The sequence below is a fragment of the Stagnihabitans lacustris genome, assembly GCF_025950525.1.
Classification (GTDB): Bacteria; Pseudomonadota; Alphaproteobacteria; order Rhodobacterales; family Rhodobacteraceae; genus Stagnihabitans.
The window spans coordinates 112,505-129,945 of the sequence record NZ_JAPDGS010000004.1 but is presented as its reverse complement, the minus strand read 5'-3'; the positions used below and the strand labels follow the sequence as shown (position 1 = coordinate 129,945).

General features: G+C 65.0%; 13 protein-coding genes and 1 pseudogene. 1 reads left to right on the top strand and 13 read right to left on the bottom strand.

Features of this window, described 5'->3' with window-relative positions:
• Window positions 1–56: 56 nt before the first annotated feature.
• The 8 genes and pseudogenes from NX862_RS19450 to puuE form a co-directional block, all read right to left on the bottom strand.
• Window positions 57–838 (bottom strand): annotated as a pseudogene (locus tag NX862_RS19450) (DUF4167 domain-containing protein).
• 164 nt (window positions 839–1,002) lie between these two features.
• Window positions 1,003–1,860 carry a peptide chain release factor N(5)-glutamine methyltransferase gene (prmC, locus tag NX862_RS11615; RefSeq protein ID WP_264494076.1) on the bottom strand — a complete coding sequence of 286 codons (858 nt, stop codon included), beginning with the start codon at window positions 1,858–1,860 and terminating at the stop codon, window positions 1,003–1,005.
• Window positions 1,857–2,909 (bottom strand): peptide chain release factor 1, encoded by a 1,053-nt coding sequence (prfA, locus tag NX862_RS11610; RefSeq protein ID WP_264494075.1) that lies wholly within the window; start codon window positions 2,907–2,909, stop codon window positions 1,857–1,859. Before prfA ends, prmC begins: the two co-directional genes overlap by 4 nt.
• An 81-nt stretch (window positions 2,910–2,990) precedes the next feature.
• A complete protein-coding gene (locus NX862_RS11605) occupies window positions 2,991–5,663 on the bottom strand; it encodes a hypothetical protein (protein ID WP_264494074.1) in 2,673 nt (890 codons plus the stop codon).
• Between the two features lie 100 nt (window positions 5,664–5,763).
• The gene (locus tag NX862_RS11600) at window positions 5,764–6,207 is read right to left on the bottom strand and encodes a DUF1499 domain-containing protein (protein ID WP_264494073.1); all 444 of its coding nucleotides are present in this window, start codon (window positions 6,205–6,207) and stop codon (window positions 5,764–5,766) included.
• Window positions 6,208–6,280: 73 nt separating this feature from the next.
• Entirely contained in the window at window positions 6,281–7,246 is a 966-nt protein-coding gene (speB, locus tag NX862_RS11595) for an agmatinase (protein WP_264494072.1), read from the bottom strand.
• A 172-nt stretch (window positions 7,247–7,418) separates the two neighbouring features.
• Window positions 7,419–8,243, bottom strand: a complete 825-nt coding sequence (locus NX862_RS11590) for a bifunctional allantoicase/(S)-ureidoglycine aminohydrolase (RefSeq protein WP_264494071.1) — start codon at window positions 8,241–8,243, stop codon at window positions 7,419–7,421.
• A gap of 10 nt (window positions 8,244–8,253) precedes the next feature.
• Window positions 8,254–9,657: an allantoinase PuuE gene (puuE, locus tag NX862_RS11585; protein WP_264494070.1), complete on the bottom strand. Its 1,404-nt coding sequence runs from the start codon at window positions 9,655–9,657 to the stop codon at window positions 8,254–8,256.
• A gap of 136 nt (window positions 9,658–9,793) precedes the next feature.
• Here puuE and uraH point away from each other — a divergent pair, with 136 nt between their 5' ends.
• On the top strand, window positions 9,794–10,153 hold the full coding sequence (gene uraH / locus NX862_RS11580) for a hydroxyisourate hydrolase (protein ID WP_264494069.1): 360 nt from the start codon (window positions 9,794–9,796) through the stop codon (window positions 10,151–10,153).
• 404 nt (window positions 10,154–10,557) lie between these two features.
• Here the strand turns inward: uraH and NX862_RS11575 are convergent, their stop codons facing one another.
• The 5 genes from NX862_RS11575 to NX862_RS11555 all read right to left on the bottom strand — a co-directional run bounded on the left by NX862_RS11575 (window position 10,558) and on the right by NX862_RS11555 (window position 17,367).
• Window positions 10,558–11,946, bottom strand: a complete 1,389-nt coding sequence (locus tag NX862_RS11575; RefSeq protein WP_264494068.1) for an aminotransferase — start codon at window positions 11,944–11,946, stop codon at window positions 10,558–10,560.
• Window positions 11,947–12,079: 133 nt separating this feature from the next.
• Window positions 12,080–13,396, bottom strand: a complete 1,317-nt coding sequence (gene hflX / locus NX862_RS11570; protein WP_264494310.1) for a GTPase HflX — start codon at window positions 13,394–13,396, stop codon at window positions 12,080–12,082.
• Window positions 13,397–13,419: 23 nt separating this feature from the next.
• Window positions 13,420–13,653 (bottom strand): RNA chaperone Hfq, encoded by a 234-nt coding sequence (hfq, locus tag NX862_RS11565; protein ID WP_264494067.1) that lies wholly within the window; start codon window positions 13,651–13,653, stop codon window positions 13,420–13,422.
• A 100-nt stretch (window positions 13,654–13,753) separates the two neighbouring features.
• Window positions 13,754–15,130 (bottom strand): nitrogen assimilation response regulator NtrX, encoded by a 1,377-nt coding sequence (ntrX, locus tag NX862_RS11560; protein WP_264494066.1) that lies wholly within the window; start codon window positions 15,128–15,130, stop codon window positions 13,754–13,756.
• Entirely contained in the window at window positions 15,127–17,367 is a 2,241-nt protein-coding gene (locus tag NX862_RS11555) for a sensor histidine kinase NtrY-like (protein ID WP_413694558.1), read from the bottom strand. The genes ntrX and NX862_RS11555 overlap by 4 nt, the downstream gene beginning before the upstream one ends.
• Window positions 17,368–17,441: the final 74 nt, after the last annotated feature.

The window sequence follows — 17,441 nt, the reverse complement described above, 5'->3', positions numbered from 1 at the left end:
GGCGCGGGTCTTCGCGGCGCGGGGCCTCCTGACGGGGCGCATCCTGACGGGGCGCGTCACGGCGGGTTTCGTTGCGCTCGCCGCGGTTTTGGTCGCCCCGGCTTTGGTCGCGCGCACCTTGCTCGCCGCGGTTCGCGTCGCGCGGGGCTTGGTCGCGTTGATCGACGCGGGGCGGATAGGTCCGGCGCTGGCCATTGGCACCGCCGTTGCGATTGCCATCGCCCCGGTTATCGCTGCGGTTCTCGCCGCGGTTCTCGTTCCGGTTCTCTGTGCGCTCGGGCCGCGGTTGCTGGTTGCGGTCGCGGTAGTCGCCGCGCCCCTCGCCACGCCCCTCACCCCGATTGTCCTGCCGGCTTTCGGGGCGGGCTTCGGGAGTGGCGACCAGACCCACATCCTCGTCGCCCATCACGTCGATCACGTCATGGCCGGAGATATCGGGTTGATCGTCCTGTTCGCGGTATTCGGGCCGGTAGTCCTGGCGGAAATCGTCACGCCGACCGCCCCCATTTTGGCCCCCGTTCTGGCCCCCGTTCTGGCCGTTCCCGCCACCTTGGGGCTGGTGCTGCTGGCGGGCTTCTTGTTCGGCGGCCATCTCACGCTGGGCCTCGGCCAAAAGGCGCGTGTAATGTTCGGCATGCTGCAGGAAGTTTTCGGCCGCCACCCGGTCGTTCGACAATTGTGCGTCGCGGGCGAGGAACTGGTATTTCTCGATCAGCTGGGCCGGCGTGCCACGCACCTTGCCCTCGGGGCCCGACGAGTCAAACACCCGGTTGATGATATTGCCGAGCGTGCGCGGGCGGTTCGTTTTCGAACGCGAGCGGGACTTGGAAGAGCGCATGGGGTCCTTTGATCCGATGATCCGATCAGCGCTTCGGGACAGAATGACCCGGAAAGAAGCGGATGGAAGGGGGCGCGGGCGGCGTCATGCACCTGCCTGCGTTGGGTCTGATAACCACATGCCGGCGCTCACGGCAAGGAGATTTTTCCGCCAATCCGGGACAATCAGCCCAAGGTGGCGTCAAAGTCACGCTCCAAGGCCGGTTTTTCCGCAATCACAACCCGGTCACGCTGATCCCAATCCTGCAGGATGCGGATGGGCTTCAGCCCCTCGGCGGCAAAAAGCCGCAGGACCGCGGCGCCCTGGGTCGGGCCGATCTCGACCATCAGACGCCCCCCCGCCATCAGCCGCGCCGGCGCCGCGCGGGCGATGATCCGGTAGGGCTGCAGCCCGTCGCCACCGGGCGTCAGGGCCAGATGGGGTTCGTGGTCGCGCACTTCGGGCGCGAGGTCGGCCATCTCGTCCGCGGCGATATAGGGCGGGTTCGACACGATCAGGTCAAAGCGCCCCTCGACTCGGGCAAACCAGTCGGACTCCAGAAAGCTGGCCTTGGCCCCATGGGTGCGGGCGTTTTGCGCGGCCACTTGCAGGGCCTCGGGCGAGATATCGACGCCCACCCCCACCGCCTGCGGCATCCCCAAAAGACAAGAGATCAGGATGCAGCCCGTGCCGGTGCCAAGGTCCAGCATCCTGGAAAAGGGCCGGGTCAGGGCCTCGGCCACCAGGATCTCGGTTTCGGGGCGGGGGTCCAGCGTGTCCCGCGTCACCTTGAAGGCGCGGCCCCAAAAGAGCCTTTCCCCCAGGATCTGCGCCATCGGCACCCGGGAGGCCCGGATTTGCACGAGGGCGCCAAGACGCAGATGGGCCGCGTCGGGCATATCGTCATGCAAGATCATGTTGACCCGTTCCGCCGCGATCCCCAGCGCCTGGGCCAAAAGAAGCCGCGCATCGCGGCCCGCATCCGCGACCCCTGCCCCGCGCAAGACCGCCACGGCCTCGGTCAGGGCCTGTTGCGCCCTCATTCCGCTTCGGCCAGTTTGGCGGCCTGGTCATGGGCGGTCAGAGCGTCGATGATTTCGGTCAGGTTGCCTTCGATGATCTGCGCCAGACTATACAGCGTCAGGTTGATGCGGTGATCGGTCAGGCGGCCTTGGGGGAAGTTATAGGTGCGGATGCGTTCCGACCGGTCGCCTGACCCCACCTGCGCCCGACGATCGGCTGACCGGGCATTGTCGATCCGCGAACGCTCCATGTCGTGCAGGCGGGCGCGCAGGACGGCCATGGCGGTGGCGCGGTTCTGGTGTTGGGACTTCATCGACGAGGTGATGATGATGCCGGTGGGCAAATGGGTGATGCGCACGGCCGAGTCGGTCGTGTTGACATGCTGGCCGCCCGCGCCAGAGCTGCGCATCGTGTCGATGCGGATATCTGATGCCGGGATGTCGATCTCGACCTCTTCGGCCTCGGGCAGGACGGCGACGGTCGCGGCCGAGGTATGGATGCGGCCCTGGGCCTCGGTCTCGGGGACGCGCTGGACGCGGTGGACGCCGCTTTCATACTTCAGCCGGGCAAAGACGCCCTCGCCGGCCACGCGGACGGTCAGTTCCTTGATCCCGCCCAGGTCGGAATGGGCCTCTTCCAGCACCTCCCAGGACCAGCCCATCTTTTCGGCATGGCGCTGATACATCCGGGCCAGGTCGGCGGCGAAAAGCCCCGCCTCGTCGCCGCCGGTGCCGGGGCGAATCTCCAGGATGGCGGGCTTGGCGTCATCGGCATCCTTGGGCAACAGCGCCAGGCGCAGCGCCTGTTCCATTTCTGGGATGCGCGCCTTCAGCCGGGGAAGCTCTTCTTCGGCCAGTTCGCGCATTTCGGGGTCGGAAAGCATCGCCTCGGCCTCGGTCAGGTCCAGGACCGACTGGCGCCATTCAGCGATCTGGGCCACGACGGGGCGCAGGTTGGTGTATTCGCGCGACAGGTCGGCAATCTGCGACGGCTGGCCGCCGTCATTCAACCGCGCCTCGACATAGGCGAAGCGGTCTTCGATCTGGGCGAGTTTGTCCACTGGCAGCATGGCGCGGGTTTGGCGCGGAATGTCGGTTTGGTCAAGGGCCCCTCCTTTGATCGGGGGGGCCAACCGGTGATCCGCGACCCGTCAAGCTGCGCCAAAGGCGAGGAAGCGCGCAAGGTCGGGCATATCGGTGTGGCGCGACACCACAAGGTCAAGCCATTCCCTTTCGGCATCGGTCAGCGGCAGGATCGCGGACAGACGCTCGGCCACCAGGCGCGGCGGGTCGGATTTGCGGATCATCGCCACGATATTGGCCACGAAGGTCTCGCGCTGGCGCGTCACCGGATGCAGCAAGGTGTTGCGGCCGATCTGCGCCGGCCGCTTGTCCCACCAAAAGGGCGCATGGGGCGAGAACTCGGGTCCAAGCCCCGGCATCTCGACCATCAGATCGGTGACACGCAGCCCCAGGCGCAGGGCCTCGGTGGCCACGAAAGCCTCGCCATGCGGCCATTGGTCGTGCAGACCGGCGGCAAGGTCCGCGGCAATCTGCAGCCGGCGCGCGGTCATGGCGCGGGCGGTGGCGCGGGTGAAGCCCAGAACCACGGTCTGACAGCCCATCACCTCGGCATCGGCATAGATCCGGCCCAGGCCGCGCCGCCAGCGCCACTCTTCGGGGCGCGGCCCCAGGTCGGCGGCGGCCAGATCGCCCAGGGCCAGCCGCGCCAGCGCCGCGCGCCAGGCCTCTGGGTCATGGATCACCGGCACGGCGGCGGCATCCATCACCAGCGCGAAATCCTGCGGCGCCAGATGGGGTTCCAGCGCGGCCATGACATAGTCGCTGCAATGCCAGGCGGCCTTGTCCTCGGGCCGCGTGGGCAGGCCCTGGCGTTGCAAGTCCTTGAGGTCGAAGGCCACTTTCGGCCGATCGCCGGTGTCGATCCTGCCCTCTGTCTCATCCATCAGGATCGTGACCTGACCGGGAAGCACCTGCGACCAAAGGTCGAAAAGCGCCGCAGTCATGTCGTCCATGACCTTGCTGCGGATGAAAAGCCGCAGCGTGGCGGGGGTGCCGGGGTCGCGCGCGGTCTGGGGGATCAGCGCCTCCAGCCCGGGCACGCCGCCCCAGGCCTTGTCCACCGTCACCTGCATCCAGCGGGTTTCCTGCGCGGTCAGCGGCAGGACCGGCGCCAGATGAGAGGCCACACGCGCGGGGTCGACCTTGGCGCGGATCATGCTGACCACGCCGGTCAAAAAGACCTTGCGGTCAGAGGTCACGGGATGGACCAGCAGGTTATGGCCGAAATAGCGCGGCCGGGCGGGCCACCACCAGGGGCGGTTCGGCTGCAACCCGCGCGCCAGGCGCGGCATGAGCTTGGCAAGGTCCGCGATGGTCAGACCCAGGCGCAGCGCCTCGGTGGCCAGAAAGACCATCGGCGCGGGCTGGGATGTCAGCGCGGCCCGACGCGCCAAAAGCGCCCGGGCGGCCTGGGCGGTAAAGCCCACAAAGAAGGGCTGGCAGCCGTGGATTTCGGCATCGGTGTAAAGCCCGTCCAAACCGCGGGCATGGACCCAGGCCGCCCCGCGATGCGTGACCTGGACCAGCGCAAGATCCGCCTCGGCGCATTGGGTCAGGATCTTGGCCCAGGCCTTGGGGGTCTGCACCACCGGCACGGCCTCGACCTGGACGACCAAGGTGAAATCCAGGTCCGACATCAGCGGCGCCAGGGTCGCCATGGCGGTCTCGGGGGTCTGGGGGTCGGGGGTCTGGGGGTCGGAAGCCGTGGCCAACAGGACAAAGGGCCGGTCCCCCGTCTCGGCCGCTTGGGGCAGCAGAAGGCTGACTCGGCCCGGCAGGACCTTGGACCACAGATCAAAGACTTCGGCCGCCTGATCGTCAAACACCCTGGCCTGGACATAAAGCCGCGGCGCAGGGCGCGGGCGGGGCAAGAACCGTTCAAGCGAGGGCGAGCCGTAGCGCTGCCAGGCCAGGTCGGAGAGCGCCTTTTCCTCGGGCGCGGTCAGGGGCATGACGGGGGCCAGAAGTGCGGCCAGGGCCTCGGGCGCCAGACGTGCGGTCAACAGCGCACCGACCCGGGTCAGGTAATCGGCGCGGTCATCGGCCAGGGGGAAGGTCAGGCCATTGGCCAGCACCGTCTTTGGCTGGCTTTCGCGCAAAAGCGGCGCCGCAGGCTCCATCACCACAGGGCCGGGCAACAGCGTGGCAAGGTCGGCCACCACAAGCCCCAGGGCGCGCGCCTCGGAGGGCAAGAAAACCTGTGCCGCCGGCCAATGCAGGTGCTGGCCCGACAGGATCTGATCGGCAATCTCGCGCCGGCGCTGCAGCAAAAGCCGCGCCGCAGCCGCCGTAAAGCCAAAGAGCGCGGGGCTTGCGGTCAGGGCTTCGGCGTAAAGCCCGGCCATCGGTTTCGGCGCAGGCGCCACCTGCGCCAGGATCAGGTCATGGCCGCCAAGCCCGTCCAGAACCGCGCGCCAGGCCTGGACATCGGCAATCTGCGGCACCAGGGCCGCATCGACGACCAAAGCCCTGTCGGTCGGCGCCATATCCGCCGCCAGCGCCGCCATCAGGTAATCGGCGCAGACCGCCTGTGTCTGACCCCGTGGCCGATCCGGCAGGCCCTGGGCCAAAAGATCGCCCCAGCGAAAGCCATGCTTGGGCAGATCGCCGGTATCAACCGCGCCGGCCGTCTCGTCGACCAGAAGCGCCACCTCTCCGGGCAGGATTTGCGACCAAAGGTCAAAAAGCTGCGTGACGGCGGCGGTCAGTTTGGTGGTGCGGATAAAGACGATGGTCGACACGCAAGGCTCCTGTCCGGGGGGGCCTTTTGCCGATACAGGGCAAGTCGCAACTGTTCAATGACAGGTTTGGTCAATGACAGCTTTGGTCAATCCCCCAAACCTACAGCCCGGCAGTCCATTCCGCCAGCCGTGCCGCGTTCACGCCCATATCGCCCCGCCCAAAGCGCAGGCGGGCATAGACCGTCAGCCCCTGTGGCGTCACTTGGGCCGTGGTGTAATCGGGGAAGCCCCACAGCAGAGAGCGGGTCTCCCAGGTCACGTGGCCCTCGGCGACCGAGCCCGCAAAGACCTGGGTCCGCGGCGTGGCGGCGGCCGCTTGGGCCATGGCGGCCAGGGCCGCGGCGGGATCGGTGGGGGTCAGGTCGACAAAGGCCCCGCCCTCCAGTCGCGTGATCGCAGCCGAGGGGTTGGGCACCAGATCGGCAGGCCGCGCCTTGACCAGGTCGACATGCCAATCGGCCGGATCATTCACCGCCAGGCGGATATAGATCTGCAGCCCCGCGAAAATCGTCAGGATCAACAGGGCTGCGGATTTCAGCGTCATGGCTTTCCTATGGATTCGGGTTTCCCCATGAGCAGGGTTTCCCCTTTGGGTTGGGCTTACCTTTGGGTTGGGCTTACCTTTGGGTTCGGGCCCAATGGTAAAGGCAGATCAACTCATAAGCAACATGGGCCCCGGCAATCGCCGTGACGCCTGTCGGGTCATAGGGCGGCGAGACCTCGACCACATCGCCGCCGACCATGTTGATCCCTGCAAGGTCGCGCAGCATCGCCGCCGCCTGCCAAGAGGCAAGACCGCCCCAAACCGGCGTCCCCGTCCCCGGCGCAAAGGCCGGGTCCAGCGCGTCGATGTCAAAGGTCACATAGGTCTGATGGTCGCCCACGATGTCACGCGCGCGCGCCACGGCCCATGCGGTGCCCTTTTCATGCAGCTCGCGCGCGGTGATCACATTGACGCCAAGGTAATCCTCGGTCGTGGTGCGGATGCCGATCTGGACCGAGCGTTTGGGGTCCACCAGCCCAGTCTTGACCGCCTTGTAAAACATGGTGCCGTGGTCGATCCGGGTCAGATCATCATCGGGCCACAGGTCGGAATGGGCGTCGAAATGGATCAGGCTCAGGGGGCCGAACTTCTCGGCATAGGCCCGCAGGATCGGAAAGGTGATGTAATGGTCGCCGCCCAGGGTGATGGACCCTGCCCCGGCATCCAGGATCTTGCGGATATGCGCGGTCAGCGTCGCGGGAAAGTCGCTGACCATGGCATAATCGAAAGCCACATCGCCGTAGTCGATGATGTCCAGCTCTTCCAGAGGGTTGGTGGGCCAGCCCGTCGGCGGGTCAAAGGCCATGAGGCTTGACGCTTCGCGGATCGCCCTTGGCCCAAAGCGGGTGCCGGTGCGATGGGTGACGGCCTGGTCAAACGGGACGCCGGTGATCGCGAGGTTCACCCCGGTCAGGTCCTTGGTATAGGTCCGGCGCAGGAAGGATGTCGCCCCGGCAAAGGCGTTTTCAAAGGCGTAACCGCGGTGCTGGGTGCGGGTGAAGGCGGTGTCGATCTCGTGTTTGGCATCTTCAAGGGCCATCGTCAGCTCCATATGGGGAGCCCCGTCGTTCGGCCTGATGCCCCGGAGACGCAGCCTATCCGGTGGGTTTTGGTAGCCGAAACAGGGGGGGCGGGCAAGATGCTCCGGCTTGGGGTCAAGCCAGATCAATCCCCCCGTTACCGCAGGACGTAGGGCGGGGTTCACCCCGCCGCTACCTCAACACCCCGCGCAACTTCGCATGGCGGTTCACGTCTTTATACAGCAGATACCGGAACCGCCCCGGGCCTGCCGCGTAACAGGCCTGCGGGCAATAGGCGCGCAGCCACATGAAATCGCCGGCCTCGACCTCGACCCAATCGCGGTTCAGCTTGTAGACCGCCTTGCCCTCCAGCACGTAAAGCCCATGCTCCATGACATGGGTTTCCTCGAAGGGGATGACGCCGCCGGGCTCGAAGGTGACGATATTGACATGGGCATCATGGCTCAGGTCCTGGGGATCGACAAAGCGCGTCGTGCCCCAGCGGTCTTGCGTGTCGGGCATCCAGCGGATCGGGGTTTCCTGGTCCGAGGTGATAAAGGGCTTGGGCGCCGCAATCCCCGGGGCGGGCTCATATAGCTTGCGTATCCAGTGAAAGCGGGTGGGGTCTTGGCCCTCGGCCCGCAGACGCCAGGCTGTGCCGGGCGGGATATAGGCATAGGACCCGGCGGACACCTCTGTCGTTACCTCATCCACGGTCAAGGTCGCCTTGCCGCCGGTGAAAAACAGCCAATGCTGGGCGCCTTCATCGGCGTCGGGCATGTCCGAACCGCCGCCTGGGGCGACCTCCATCACATATTGGCTGAAGGTTTCGGAAAACCCCGACATGGGGCGCGCGATCAGCCAAAGACGGGTTTGGGCCCAGCCTGGCAGATGGCTGGTCACGATATCGGAAAAGCAACCACGCGGGATGAAGGCATAGGCCTCGGTAAAGACGGCACGTCCGGTCATCAGCGCGGTTTGCGGCGGCAGTCCGCCGGGGGGCAGGTGGTAGTTCATGGCAAAACTTTCATGGCAAAACAGCCTTCAATCGGAGGAGGGCGATGCGTTCGACCTGGGCGCAGGCCGTGACGAATTCGGTGTCGGTGTCATGGGCGATGCGGGTTTCGAAGGCCTGCAGGATCTGCGCTTTCGAATGGTCGCGCACCGCGATGATGAAGGGAAAGCCATGCCTTGCGGTGTAAGTCGCGTTCAAGCCCCTGAAACGCTGGCGTTCTTCATCCGTAAGGGCGTCCAGGGCGGCCGAGGCCTGTTCGGCGCTGCTGTCCGCTGTCAGCCTTTTGGCTGCGGCGAGTTTTCCGGCCAGATCGGGATGGGATTGCAGCACCTGAAGCCGCGCCGCCTGCGGGGCGCTTCGGAAAACCCGGGCGAGCGCAGAGTGCAGACCCAAGGCGCTGTCATGTGCGGGCCCCAGTTCCAGCCCATGTGCCCCCTCCGCGATCCAGGGGGAGTGTTCAAATATCCCACCATAAAGCGCCACAAACCGGTCGCGGGTCATCTTCGAGGGCCGCTCGATGCGGGTGTGGGGATGGGTTGCCGCCCAATGCGCCGCGATCTGGCCCCGCGTCGCGAACCAGACCCCGTCATGTGCCATGGCGTAATCAAGGAAGCGCTTCAGCCCCGCCATCTTGCCCGGCCGCCCGATCAAGCGGTTGTGCAGCCCGATCGAGAACATCTTTCCGCCCTCCGTCATCAGCGTATCGAAGGTGTCGCGCAAATAGGTCTCGAACTGCTGGCCATCGGTATAGCCCGGCGCCGTGGCAAAGCGCATGTCATTGGCCTCTAGCGTATAGGGGATGACCAGTTGGTCACGGTCGCCCACTTCGGCCCAATAGGGAAGATCGTCGTCGTAAGTGTCGGAAATCCAGTCGAAAGCGCCCGTCTCGGCGGTCAGGCGCACCGTGTTCATCGAACAGCGCCCGGTATACCAGCCGCGCGGCGGGGTGCCCACGACTTCGGTGTGCAGGCGGATGGATTCCGCGATCTGGCGGGCCTCCTCCGCGGGGTCCATGTCACGGTGATCGACCCATTTCAGGCCATGCGAGGCGATCTCCCAACCGGCCTCTTTCATCGCGGCCACCGGTTCGGGGTTGCGCGCCAAGGCGGTCGAGACGCCATAGATCGTCACCGGCAAATCAAGGCTCGTGAACAGCCGATGCAGCCGCCAGAACCCGGCCCGCGCCCCATAGTCATAGATCGATTCCATGTTCCAATGCCGCATCCCCGGCCAGGGCGCAGCGCCGGCGATGTCGGAAAGAAAGGCCTCGGACTGCGCATCGCCATGCAGAAGGTTGTTCTCGCCGCCTTCCTCGTAGTTCAGCACGAGCGAAATCGCGATGCGGGCGCCACCGGGCCAATTCGCGGGCGGAGGATTGCGGCCATGGCCACGGAAGTCACGGGGGTAACGGATCATTTTCGCCTCCAATGGCCGGAGTTTAGGCGCAGGGCGGCGCGGGCGGTATCAAATAATGCCGATAGGTGATTTCGGGGGATAAGGGGCGCGACAGGGGCGGCGCAGGCGGCTAGATTTGCGGAAAATGGAGGCAGAAATGGCGGAAGGTTGGCTGACGACGCATGTGCTGGATACCGCGCGGGGGATGCCTGCGGCGGGGGTGGTGATCTGGCTTTACCGGGTGACGGGCAACAGCCACAAAAAGATCGCCGAAGTGGTGACCAATGCTGATGGAAGGTCGGATGTGCCCTTGCTGAAGGGCAAGGACTTCCGGGCGGGCGGTTACGAGCTGGTGTTTCACGCGGGCGATTACTTGCGGGCGACGGGTCAGGTTGCGGGGGAGGTGCTGTTTCTCGACCAGGTGCCGATCCGGTTCGGCATCGTCGATGAGAACGCACATTACCATGTGCCGCTGTTGCTGTCGCCCTTTGGCTATTCGACTTACCGGGGCAGCTGAGTCGGGGGGAAGCTGATTCGGGGGGCATTTGGGCGGAAAGGGGGGCCTCGCCTGCGGCTCGGCCCGCGCGGCGGCGGTGGCGCTGCGGGACGCGCGGGCGTAATGCCAGACGGCGCGCGGGCGGAGGCCCCGGGGAGGTTTCACACCTCCCCGGATCCCTCCGTGGGATATTTTTGAAAAGATGAAAGAGCAAGGACGCTTGGGCGTCTGTTGTTTCCGCCAGGGGATAGGCTGGGCCGGGCAGACCGGATGGACCCGGGGGCTTGCCCCCGGGCCGGGGCCGCTGCGCGGGACGAGCCCGCAGGGCGAGGCCCCCTCCGCCGCCGCGCGGGCCGAGCGCTTTGCGCGAGGCCGCCTTGGGCCGGAAAGGGCAAGGGTCAGCAACAGGCGCTGCGCCCCAACCGTCAGCCCAGTTTGAACCCTTCACGCACCAGATCATCCGCGACTTTGGCGATGGCGCGTTCCAGCGTGTCCACCACGAAATCCACCTGGGCTTCGGTGATCGTCAGGGGCGGCGACATCACGTTCAGATGGCCGATCGGGCGAACCAGAAGCCCCATCTCTTCGCAGGCGTTGGAGATGCGCTTGCTCTCACCCGCCTCGTCGGGCAACAGCGCCTTGGTCGTCTTGTCGGCCACGTTCTCCACGCACAGCATCAGTTTGCGGCCGCGCACATCACCCACCAACGGCAGCGACGACAGCGCTTGCAACCGCGCCTCGAAATAGGCGCCGACGCGGACGGCATTGCCCAAGAGGTCTTCGCGGGCCATGATCTCGATGTTCTTCAGCCCTGCCGCACAGGCGACCGGATGGCCGGAATAGGTGAAACCTGAGGTGAACCAGCCCGAGGCGCCGCCCGCCATGGCCTGATAGACCCGGTCGGAAAAGATCAAGGCGCCCAAGGGGATATAGCCCGAGGTCAGGCCCTTGGCCGTGGTGATCATGTCGGGCTGCACGCCGAATTCGGCCAAGCTTGCGAACCAATGGCCAATGCGGCCGAAGCCTGTGACGACCTCATCGGCGATAAAGAGGATGTCGTGGCGCTGGCAGAGCTGCCACATCCGCCGCAGATAGCCTTCGGGCGGGATGATGATGCCGCCCGAGGCCTGGATGGGCTCGGCGATGAAACCGCCGATCCGGTCGGCGCCGACGCGGGCGATCAGGGCTTCGAACTCGGCCACCAGCGCGTCACAGAACTGCGCCTCGGTCAGATGGGCCGGGCGACGGTAGGGGTTGGGGCAGCTCAGGTGATGGATGCCCTCGGTCTTGTAGCGAAACTCGTCGACCCGGTCGCCCGGCCGCTTTCCCACCGATTGCGTGAGGTAAGTCGAGCCGTGGTAAGAGTTCTCGCGGCTGACGATGTCGGTCTTGGTCGGATTGCCGCGGGCGTGGTGGTAATAGCTGACCATGCGCACGGCGGTATCGACGGCGGTGGAGCCTCCGGTGGTGAAATGCACACGGTTCAGGTCGCCGGGCGCGAGTTCGGCCAGCTTGGCCGCCAAAAGCGCCGCCGGGTCATTGGTCATGTCGACGAAGGGATTGGCATAGGCCAGTTTCAACGCCTGGGCGCCGATCGCCTCGGCCATTTCCGCCCGACCCAGCCCGATATTGGTGCACCACACCCCGCCCACCGCGTCCAGATAGCTGCGCCCGGCGCTGTCAGTGACCATGCAGCCCTGCCCGCCGGTGATCACCAAGGGCGCCTCGCGCGCCATGCCCGCAAAATGCTGCCAGGGGTGCAAAGCATGGGCCTGGTCGAGGGCTGCGAAATCCTGGTTGCTGGTCACGTTCATTTTGAATCTCCATCCAATATAATAAGGATAGCAGAGGCCCGAAATCCGCGCCAGAGTTTTGATCAAATGAAACCCCCCGCCGAGGGCGGGGGGTGGTGTCAGGCCTTCGCAGGTGAAGCCAGCGCGCTTGGGGTCAAAGGCGCTGGAACTCGCCCGCCTGGCGTTCGGTCCATTCGACGGTCAGGTGCCAGCCGTCCTCGGTCTGGGTCTCGGAGCGGACCAGACCCTTGCCATGCAGCCAGGCATGTTGGCGACCCTGGGCAAAGGGGATCTCCAGCAGCGCTTCGGTGCGCGCATCCGACAAGGCGGTGGAAATCGCCTCCAGAAGCGCGGGGATGCCCTCTCCGGTGATGGCCGACAGCGCAAAGACGCCCGTGCGGCCGCTTTGGGCCAACTCCAAAGAGGCGCGGGCCTCGGGGGTGACAAGGTCCAGCTTGTTCCAGACCTCATACTGCGGCGTCGCAGCCGTCACACCCAAAGAGGTCAGGATATCGGCCACATCGGCGGCCTGTTCGGCGGTCTCGGGATGCGAGATATCGCGGACATGCAGGATCAGATCGGCTTCCAGAACCTCTTCCAAGGTCGCACGAAAGGCCGCCACCAGCTGCGTCGGCAGGTCCGAGATGAAGCCCACGGTATCGGACAGGATCACCTTTTGACCCGAGGGGAGTTCAAGGCCGCGCATCGTCGGGTCCAAAGTGGCGAAAAGCATGTCTTTCGCCAGCACCTCTGCCCCGGTCATCCGGTTGAACAGCGTGGATTTTCCGGCGTTGGTATAGCCCGCCAAGGCCACGATCGGGAAAGGCACCTTGCGCCGCCCTGCCCTTTGCAGTTCCCGACGACGACTGACGGTGTCCAGCTGACGCTTCAGTTTGACCACCTGTTCGTCGATGGCGCGGCGGTCGCTTTCGATCTGCGTCTCGCCGGGGCCGCCCACGAAACCGAAACCGCCACGCTGGCGTTCCAGGTGGGTCCAAGCGCGGACAAGGCGGCTTCGTTGATAGGTCAGCGCGGCAAGTTCCACCTGCAACACGCCCTCACGCGTGCGGGCGCGGTCGGCGAAGATCTCCAGGATCAGCCCGGTCCGGTCCAGAAGCTTGATGCCCCATTCCTTTTCCAGGTTGCGCTGTTGCACCGGGCCCACGGTGCCATCGACCAGCACCAAATCGACCTCGTGGTCCTTGATCCGACCCTTGATCTCTTCGATCTTGCCGGTGCCAAACAGCATCCCGGGATGGACCTTGGACAGGCGCACAACCTCGGCCCCCACGACCTCCAGCCCCGGCAAAGCGCGGGCCAACGACACGGCCTCGGCCAGGCCATGTTCGGCCAGGCGACGCTTTTTGGTCGTCTTGACATCGGGATGCAGAACATAGGCCCGGGTCGGCTTGTCCGCCGTCTCGTGCCCACGCCGTTTGTGGCGTTCCGCCCAAAGGTCCTCGGCGAAGATGTCTTCTTCGGTCAGGTCGTCGCTCACTCTTCGCCTTCATACAAAGCGATGGGCCCGCCCGGCATGATGGTCGAAATCGCGTGTTTATAGACCAATTGGCTTTGCCCATCACGGCGGAGCAAAACGCAGAAGTTGTCGAACCAGGTGATCACGCCTTGCAGCTTGACCCCGTTGATCAGGAAAATCGTCACCGGAACCTTGGCCTTGCGGACATGGTTCAGGAAAGCGTCCTGCAAGTTTTGTTTATCGCCAGCCATGTTATAGCCCTTGTTTTTCTCGTGGCGGGTCAGTTTTGTCCCTGTCGCGGGCGCACCCGGGGTCACTATGCTGCGGTATAGTCGGAGATTCCAGCCCTATTTACTCATCATCTGCGCCCTTGGACGAGGATACCACACCCAGGGACTTCAGCTTGCGGTGCAGCGCCGAACGCTCCATGCCGACGAAACCGGCGGTGCGGCTGATGTTGCCGCCAAAGCGGTTGATCTGGGTCAGCAGATATTCGCGCTCAAAAACCTCGCGCGCCTCACGCAGGGGCAGCGTCGCCATTGCGCCTCCCAGCACCATCCGCGCGCCAGAATCGGCCTGGGGTTCGGGCTGCGGCAGTTCGCGCGCCTCGACGGGGCCCGCGCCATCGCCCAGGATCAGGACGCGTTCGATGATGTTGCGCAGTTGGCGGATGTTGCCGGGCCAGGCCATGGTCTGCAACACGGCCTCGGCCTCGGTGGTCAGGCGACGCAGCGGCAGGCCCTGCGTGCGGTGGAAATGGTCGATGAAATGCGCGGTCAGCTCAGGGATATCCTCGCGGCGCTCCTCCAGCGAAGGGACCTGGATCGGGACCACGTTCAGCCGGTCGTAAAGCTCTTGGCGAAAGCGCCCGGCGGCAATTTCGGCGCGCAAATCGCGTGAGGTGGAGGAGATGACCCGCAGATCGACGCGCACCTTGTCAGAGCCGCCCACCCGGGTGAACTGGCTTTCGGTCAGGACGCGCAGGATTTTCGACTGCGTTCCCAAGGGCATATCGGCCACTTCGTCGAAATAGACGACGCCGCCATGGGCCTGTTCCAACAGCCCCTTTTCCACACCACGATCCGAGGTTTCGCGGCCGAAAAGCACCTCCTCCATCCGTTCGGGTTCGACAGAGGCCGAAGAGACCGAAACAAAGGGCGCGGCAGCCCGGTTCGACCCGGCATGGATCTGACGCGCGGCCAGTTCCTTGCCCGATCCCGCAGGCCCCGCCAGCATGACACGCGCGTTGGATTTCGTCACCTTTTCCAGGTTCGATTTCAAGACCTTGAAGGACGGACTTGATCCAATCATCTCTGAGGCCGTCACCTCGCGCCGCCGCAGATCGGCGTTTTCCCGGCGCAGTTTCGCCGTCTCCATCGCGCGGGAAACCACGACCATCAGCTGGTCGATGTTGAAGGGCTTTTCGATGAAATCGTAAGCGCCCTGCTTGATCGCCGCCACAGCGATTTCGATGTTGCCATGGCCCGAGATGATGACGACCGGGATGTCTGGGTTGTCACGTTTGACCGATTTCAGGATGTCGATGCCGTCCATCCGGCTGTCCTTCAACCAGATATCAAGGATCATCAGGCTGGGCGGTTCGGCATTGACCTGCGTCATGCAATCGTCGGAATTTCCTGCCATACGAACGGCATAGCCCTCGTCCTTCAGAATGTCCGCGATCAATTCGCGGATGTCCTTTTCGTCGTCGACGATCAGAATACTCATGCGGCTCCTCCTAAATTCAAACGCCGTCCCCGCGTGGCGCGCGGCAAACGGATCTCGGCCAGGGCCCCGGCATGGGTCCCGCCGTCAAAAACCGGTGCATCGGTCAGGACCAGGGTCCCGCCGTGTTCCTCGATGATCTTTTTCACGATGGGCAGGCCAAGACCGGTGCCCTTTTCCTTGGTCGTCACGTAAGGTTCAAACAGGCGCGCGCGGTCGGGCGGCAGGCCTGGGCCGTTGTCCTCGATGCGGATGGTGGAATGGGTGTCGCTGACCTTCAGGCTGACGCGTATTTCCGGAGCCATGCCCGGCGTCTTTTCGCGTTGCTCATCAAGCGCTTCCCCGGCGTTCTTGATCAAGTTCGTCAGCGCCTGACCGATCATCGTCGCGTCAATCTCGATCATGTCAGGGCTCTGCGGCAGGTCCTTGGTGAAACTAACCCCCGGCAGGCCGTTTTCCTGCAGCATGACCGCCGCCTTGACCAAAGCCGTCAGGTCGGTTTCGCGACGATCCGGCTCGGGCATCCGCGCGAATTTCGAGAATTCATCGACGATCCGGCGCAGGTCGTTGGTCTGGCGGATGATCACATCGGCCAATTGTTCAAGATCATCAGGGTCTTGCACCTGGGTCCTGAACTTGCGCCTTATGCGTTCGGCCGAAAGCTGGATCGGCGTCAGCGGGTTCTTGATCTCATGCGCGATGCGGCGGGCGACATCACCCCAGGCCGCCATACGCTGCGCCGACACAAGATCGGTCACATCGTCAAAGGCCACGACATAGCCTTCAACCGCGCCCGTCTCGCCCTGACGTTCGGACATGCGGACCAAAAGGCTTTCCAACCGACCCCGGCGCGAAAGGCGGACCTCGTCTTGGACAGCCACACCAAGATCGCCTTGCAAACGCTGGAAAAGATTGACGAACTCCGGTGCAATCTCGCCAAGCGCGCGACCCGGCGCCTCGGTCACATCCAAAAGCCGCAGGCCCGCGCGGTTGATGACGTCCACACGGCCCTCCGCATCCAGACCGATCACCCCCGCCGTCACATTGGACAAAACGCTGTCAAACAGCCGCCGCCGCCCCTCGGTTTCGGCATGGGCCTGCACCAGGTCGCGCCGCTGACCGCGCAGCTGCCGCGTCATCTGGTTGAACAACCGCCCCAGCATGGCGATTTCGTCGTCGCCCTCGTCCTCGGGGACCTGCACGTCCAGATCGCCGCCGCCGACCCGCTGCGCCGCCCCCGCCAGACGCCCCACGGGACGCGAGAGCCTTTCGGCAAACCACAGCCCGCCCCAGACCGAGGCCACGATCAAAATCACTGCAAAACCAAGGTATAACAGGCCGAAGTTGAACAGGATCTTGCCTCGTTCGGCCTCCAGTTGCTGATACAGGGTCGCCGTGGCCTGCGTCTCGTCCAAAAGCCCCAGGATTCGCCCGTCAACCCGACGCGAGACATACAAAAGCCGGTCCGGATAGCCCGGCAGATCAACAAGGGCGCGCAGTTCCGAATTCGGCCAATCGGGGATCATGACGACTTCGCCGGCCTCGGCCTGGGCGACCTGAGCCAGGGAAGGCGCTTCGAAATCAAAGAGATAGGACTTGTCGCCCCGCAACTTCATTTCGCCGTTTGCCGAGACCAGATAGGCTTCCTTTAACCCGCGCTGGATCTGCCCCTGGCCCTGAACCAGAATGGCGCGGATGTCGCCGTCCTGCAGCAGGCCATTGGCCTCATGCGCCTGAACCAGAAGCCCCACCAGCGCCTCGGCATCGGCCTGCAAATTGGCGGTCTGTTCGGCCTCATAGGCTTGGGCCGCATCCAGACTTGCGCCGATCACGCCACGCACGCGGTCGGAAAACCAGCCCTCCAGCCCGATGTTCACCGTCAAGACGCCAAAGACCGCGACCAGCACGGTCGGCACCAGCGCGACGGTCGCAAACACCAGCGTCAGCCGCAGATGCAGCCGCGAGCCCGCCGAGGCAGAGCGGCGATCGGCCACGATCTGAATGATCCGCCGCAGCACCATCGTGGCGATGACCAGCACGTAAACCAAGTCCGCCAGCAGCACCAAACGCAGCGCGTTCGACGAAGCCCCAAGGTTCAAAGGCCCCAGCGTCAGAAAGGTCGCAACCGCCAGCGCGGGCCCCAAAAGCACAAGCCCCAGCGTCGCCGCGGACTGCATCTGCTTTTGCCGCCGCAGTCGCGACAGGCGCGTCAACCACCGGCTTTCCGCCCTGTTCCTCAATGCGCCTCCCGCAGGGCGCTGCGGCCCCTTTGTCACAGGGCGCGGCATTCCGGTGACGTCACCGCTTTGCCGCG

Excerpts from the sequence above, each read along its gene's own strand:
- prfA (WP_264494075.1), bottom strand. The coding sequence starts at position 2,909 with ATGCTGCCAGTGGACAAACTCGCCCAGATCGAAGACCGCTTCGCCTAT.
- NX862_RS11590 (WP_264494071.1), bottom strand. The coding sequence starts at position 8,243 with ATGAACTACCACCTGCCCCCCGGCGGACTGCCGCCGCAAACCGCGCTG.
- prmC (WP_264494076.1), bottom strand. The coding sequence starts at position 1,860 with ATGAGGGCGCAACAGGCCCTGACCGAGGCCGTGGCGGTCTTGCGCGGG.
- hfq (WP_264494067.1), bottom strand. The coding sequence starts at position 13,653 with ATGGCTGGCGATAAACAAAACTTGCAGGACGCTTTCCTGAACCATGTC.
- puuE (WP_264494070.1), bottom strand. The coding sequence starts at position 9,657 with ATGATCCGTTACCCCCGTGACTTCCGTGGCCATGGCCGCAATCCTCCG.
- ntrX (WP_264494066.1), bottom strand. The coding sequence starts at position 15,130 with ATGAGTATTCTGATCGTCGACGACGAAAAGGACATCCGCGAATTGATC.
- uraH (WP_264494069.1), top strand. The coding sequence starts at position 9,794 with ATGGCGGAAGGTTGGCTGACGACGCATGTGCTGGATACCGCGCGGGGG.
- speB (WP_264494072.1), bottom strand. The coding sequence starts at position 7,246 with ATGGCCCTTGAAGATGCCAAACACGAGATCGACACCGCCTTCACCCGC.
- NX862_RS11575 (WP_264494068.1), bottom strand. The coding sequence starts at position 11,946 with ATGAACGTGACCAGCAACCAGGATTTCGCAGCCCTCGACCAGGCCCAT.
- NX862_RS11600 (WP_264494073.1), bottom strand. The coding sequence starts at position 6,207 with ATGACGCTGAAATCCGCAGCCCTGTTGATCCTGACGATTTTCGCGGGG.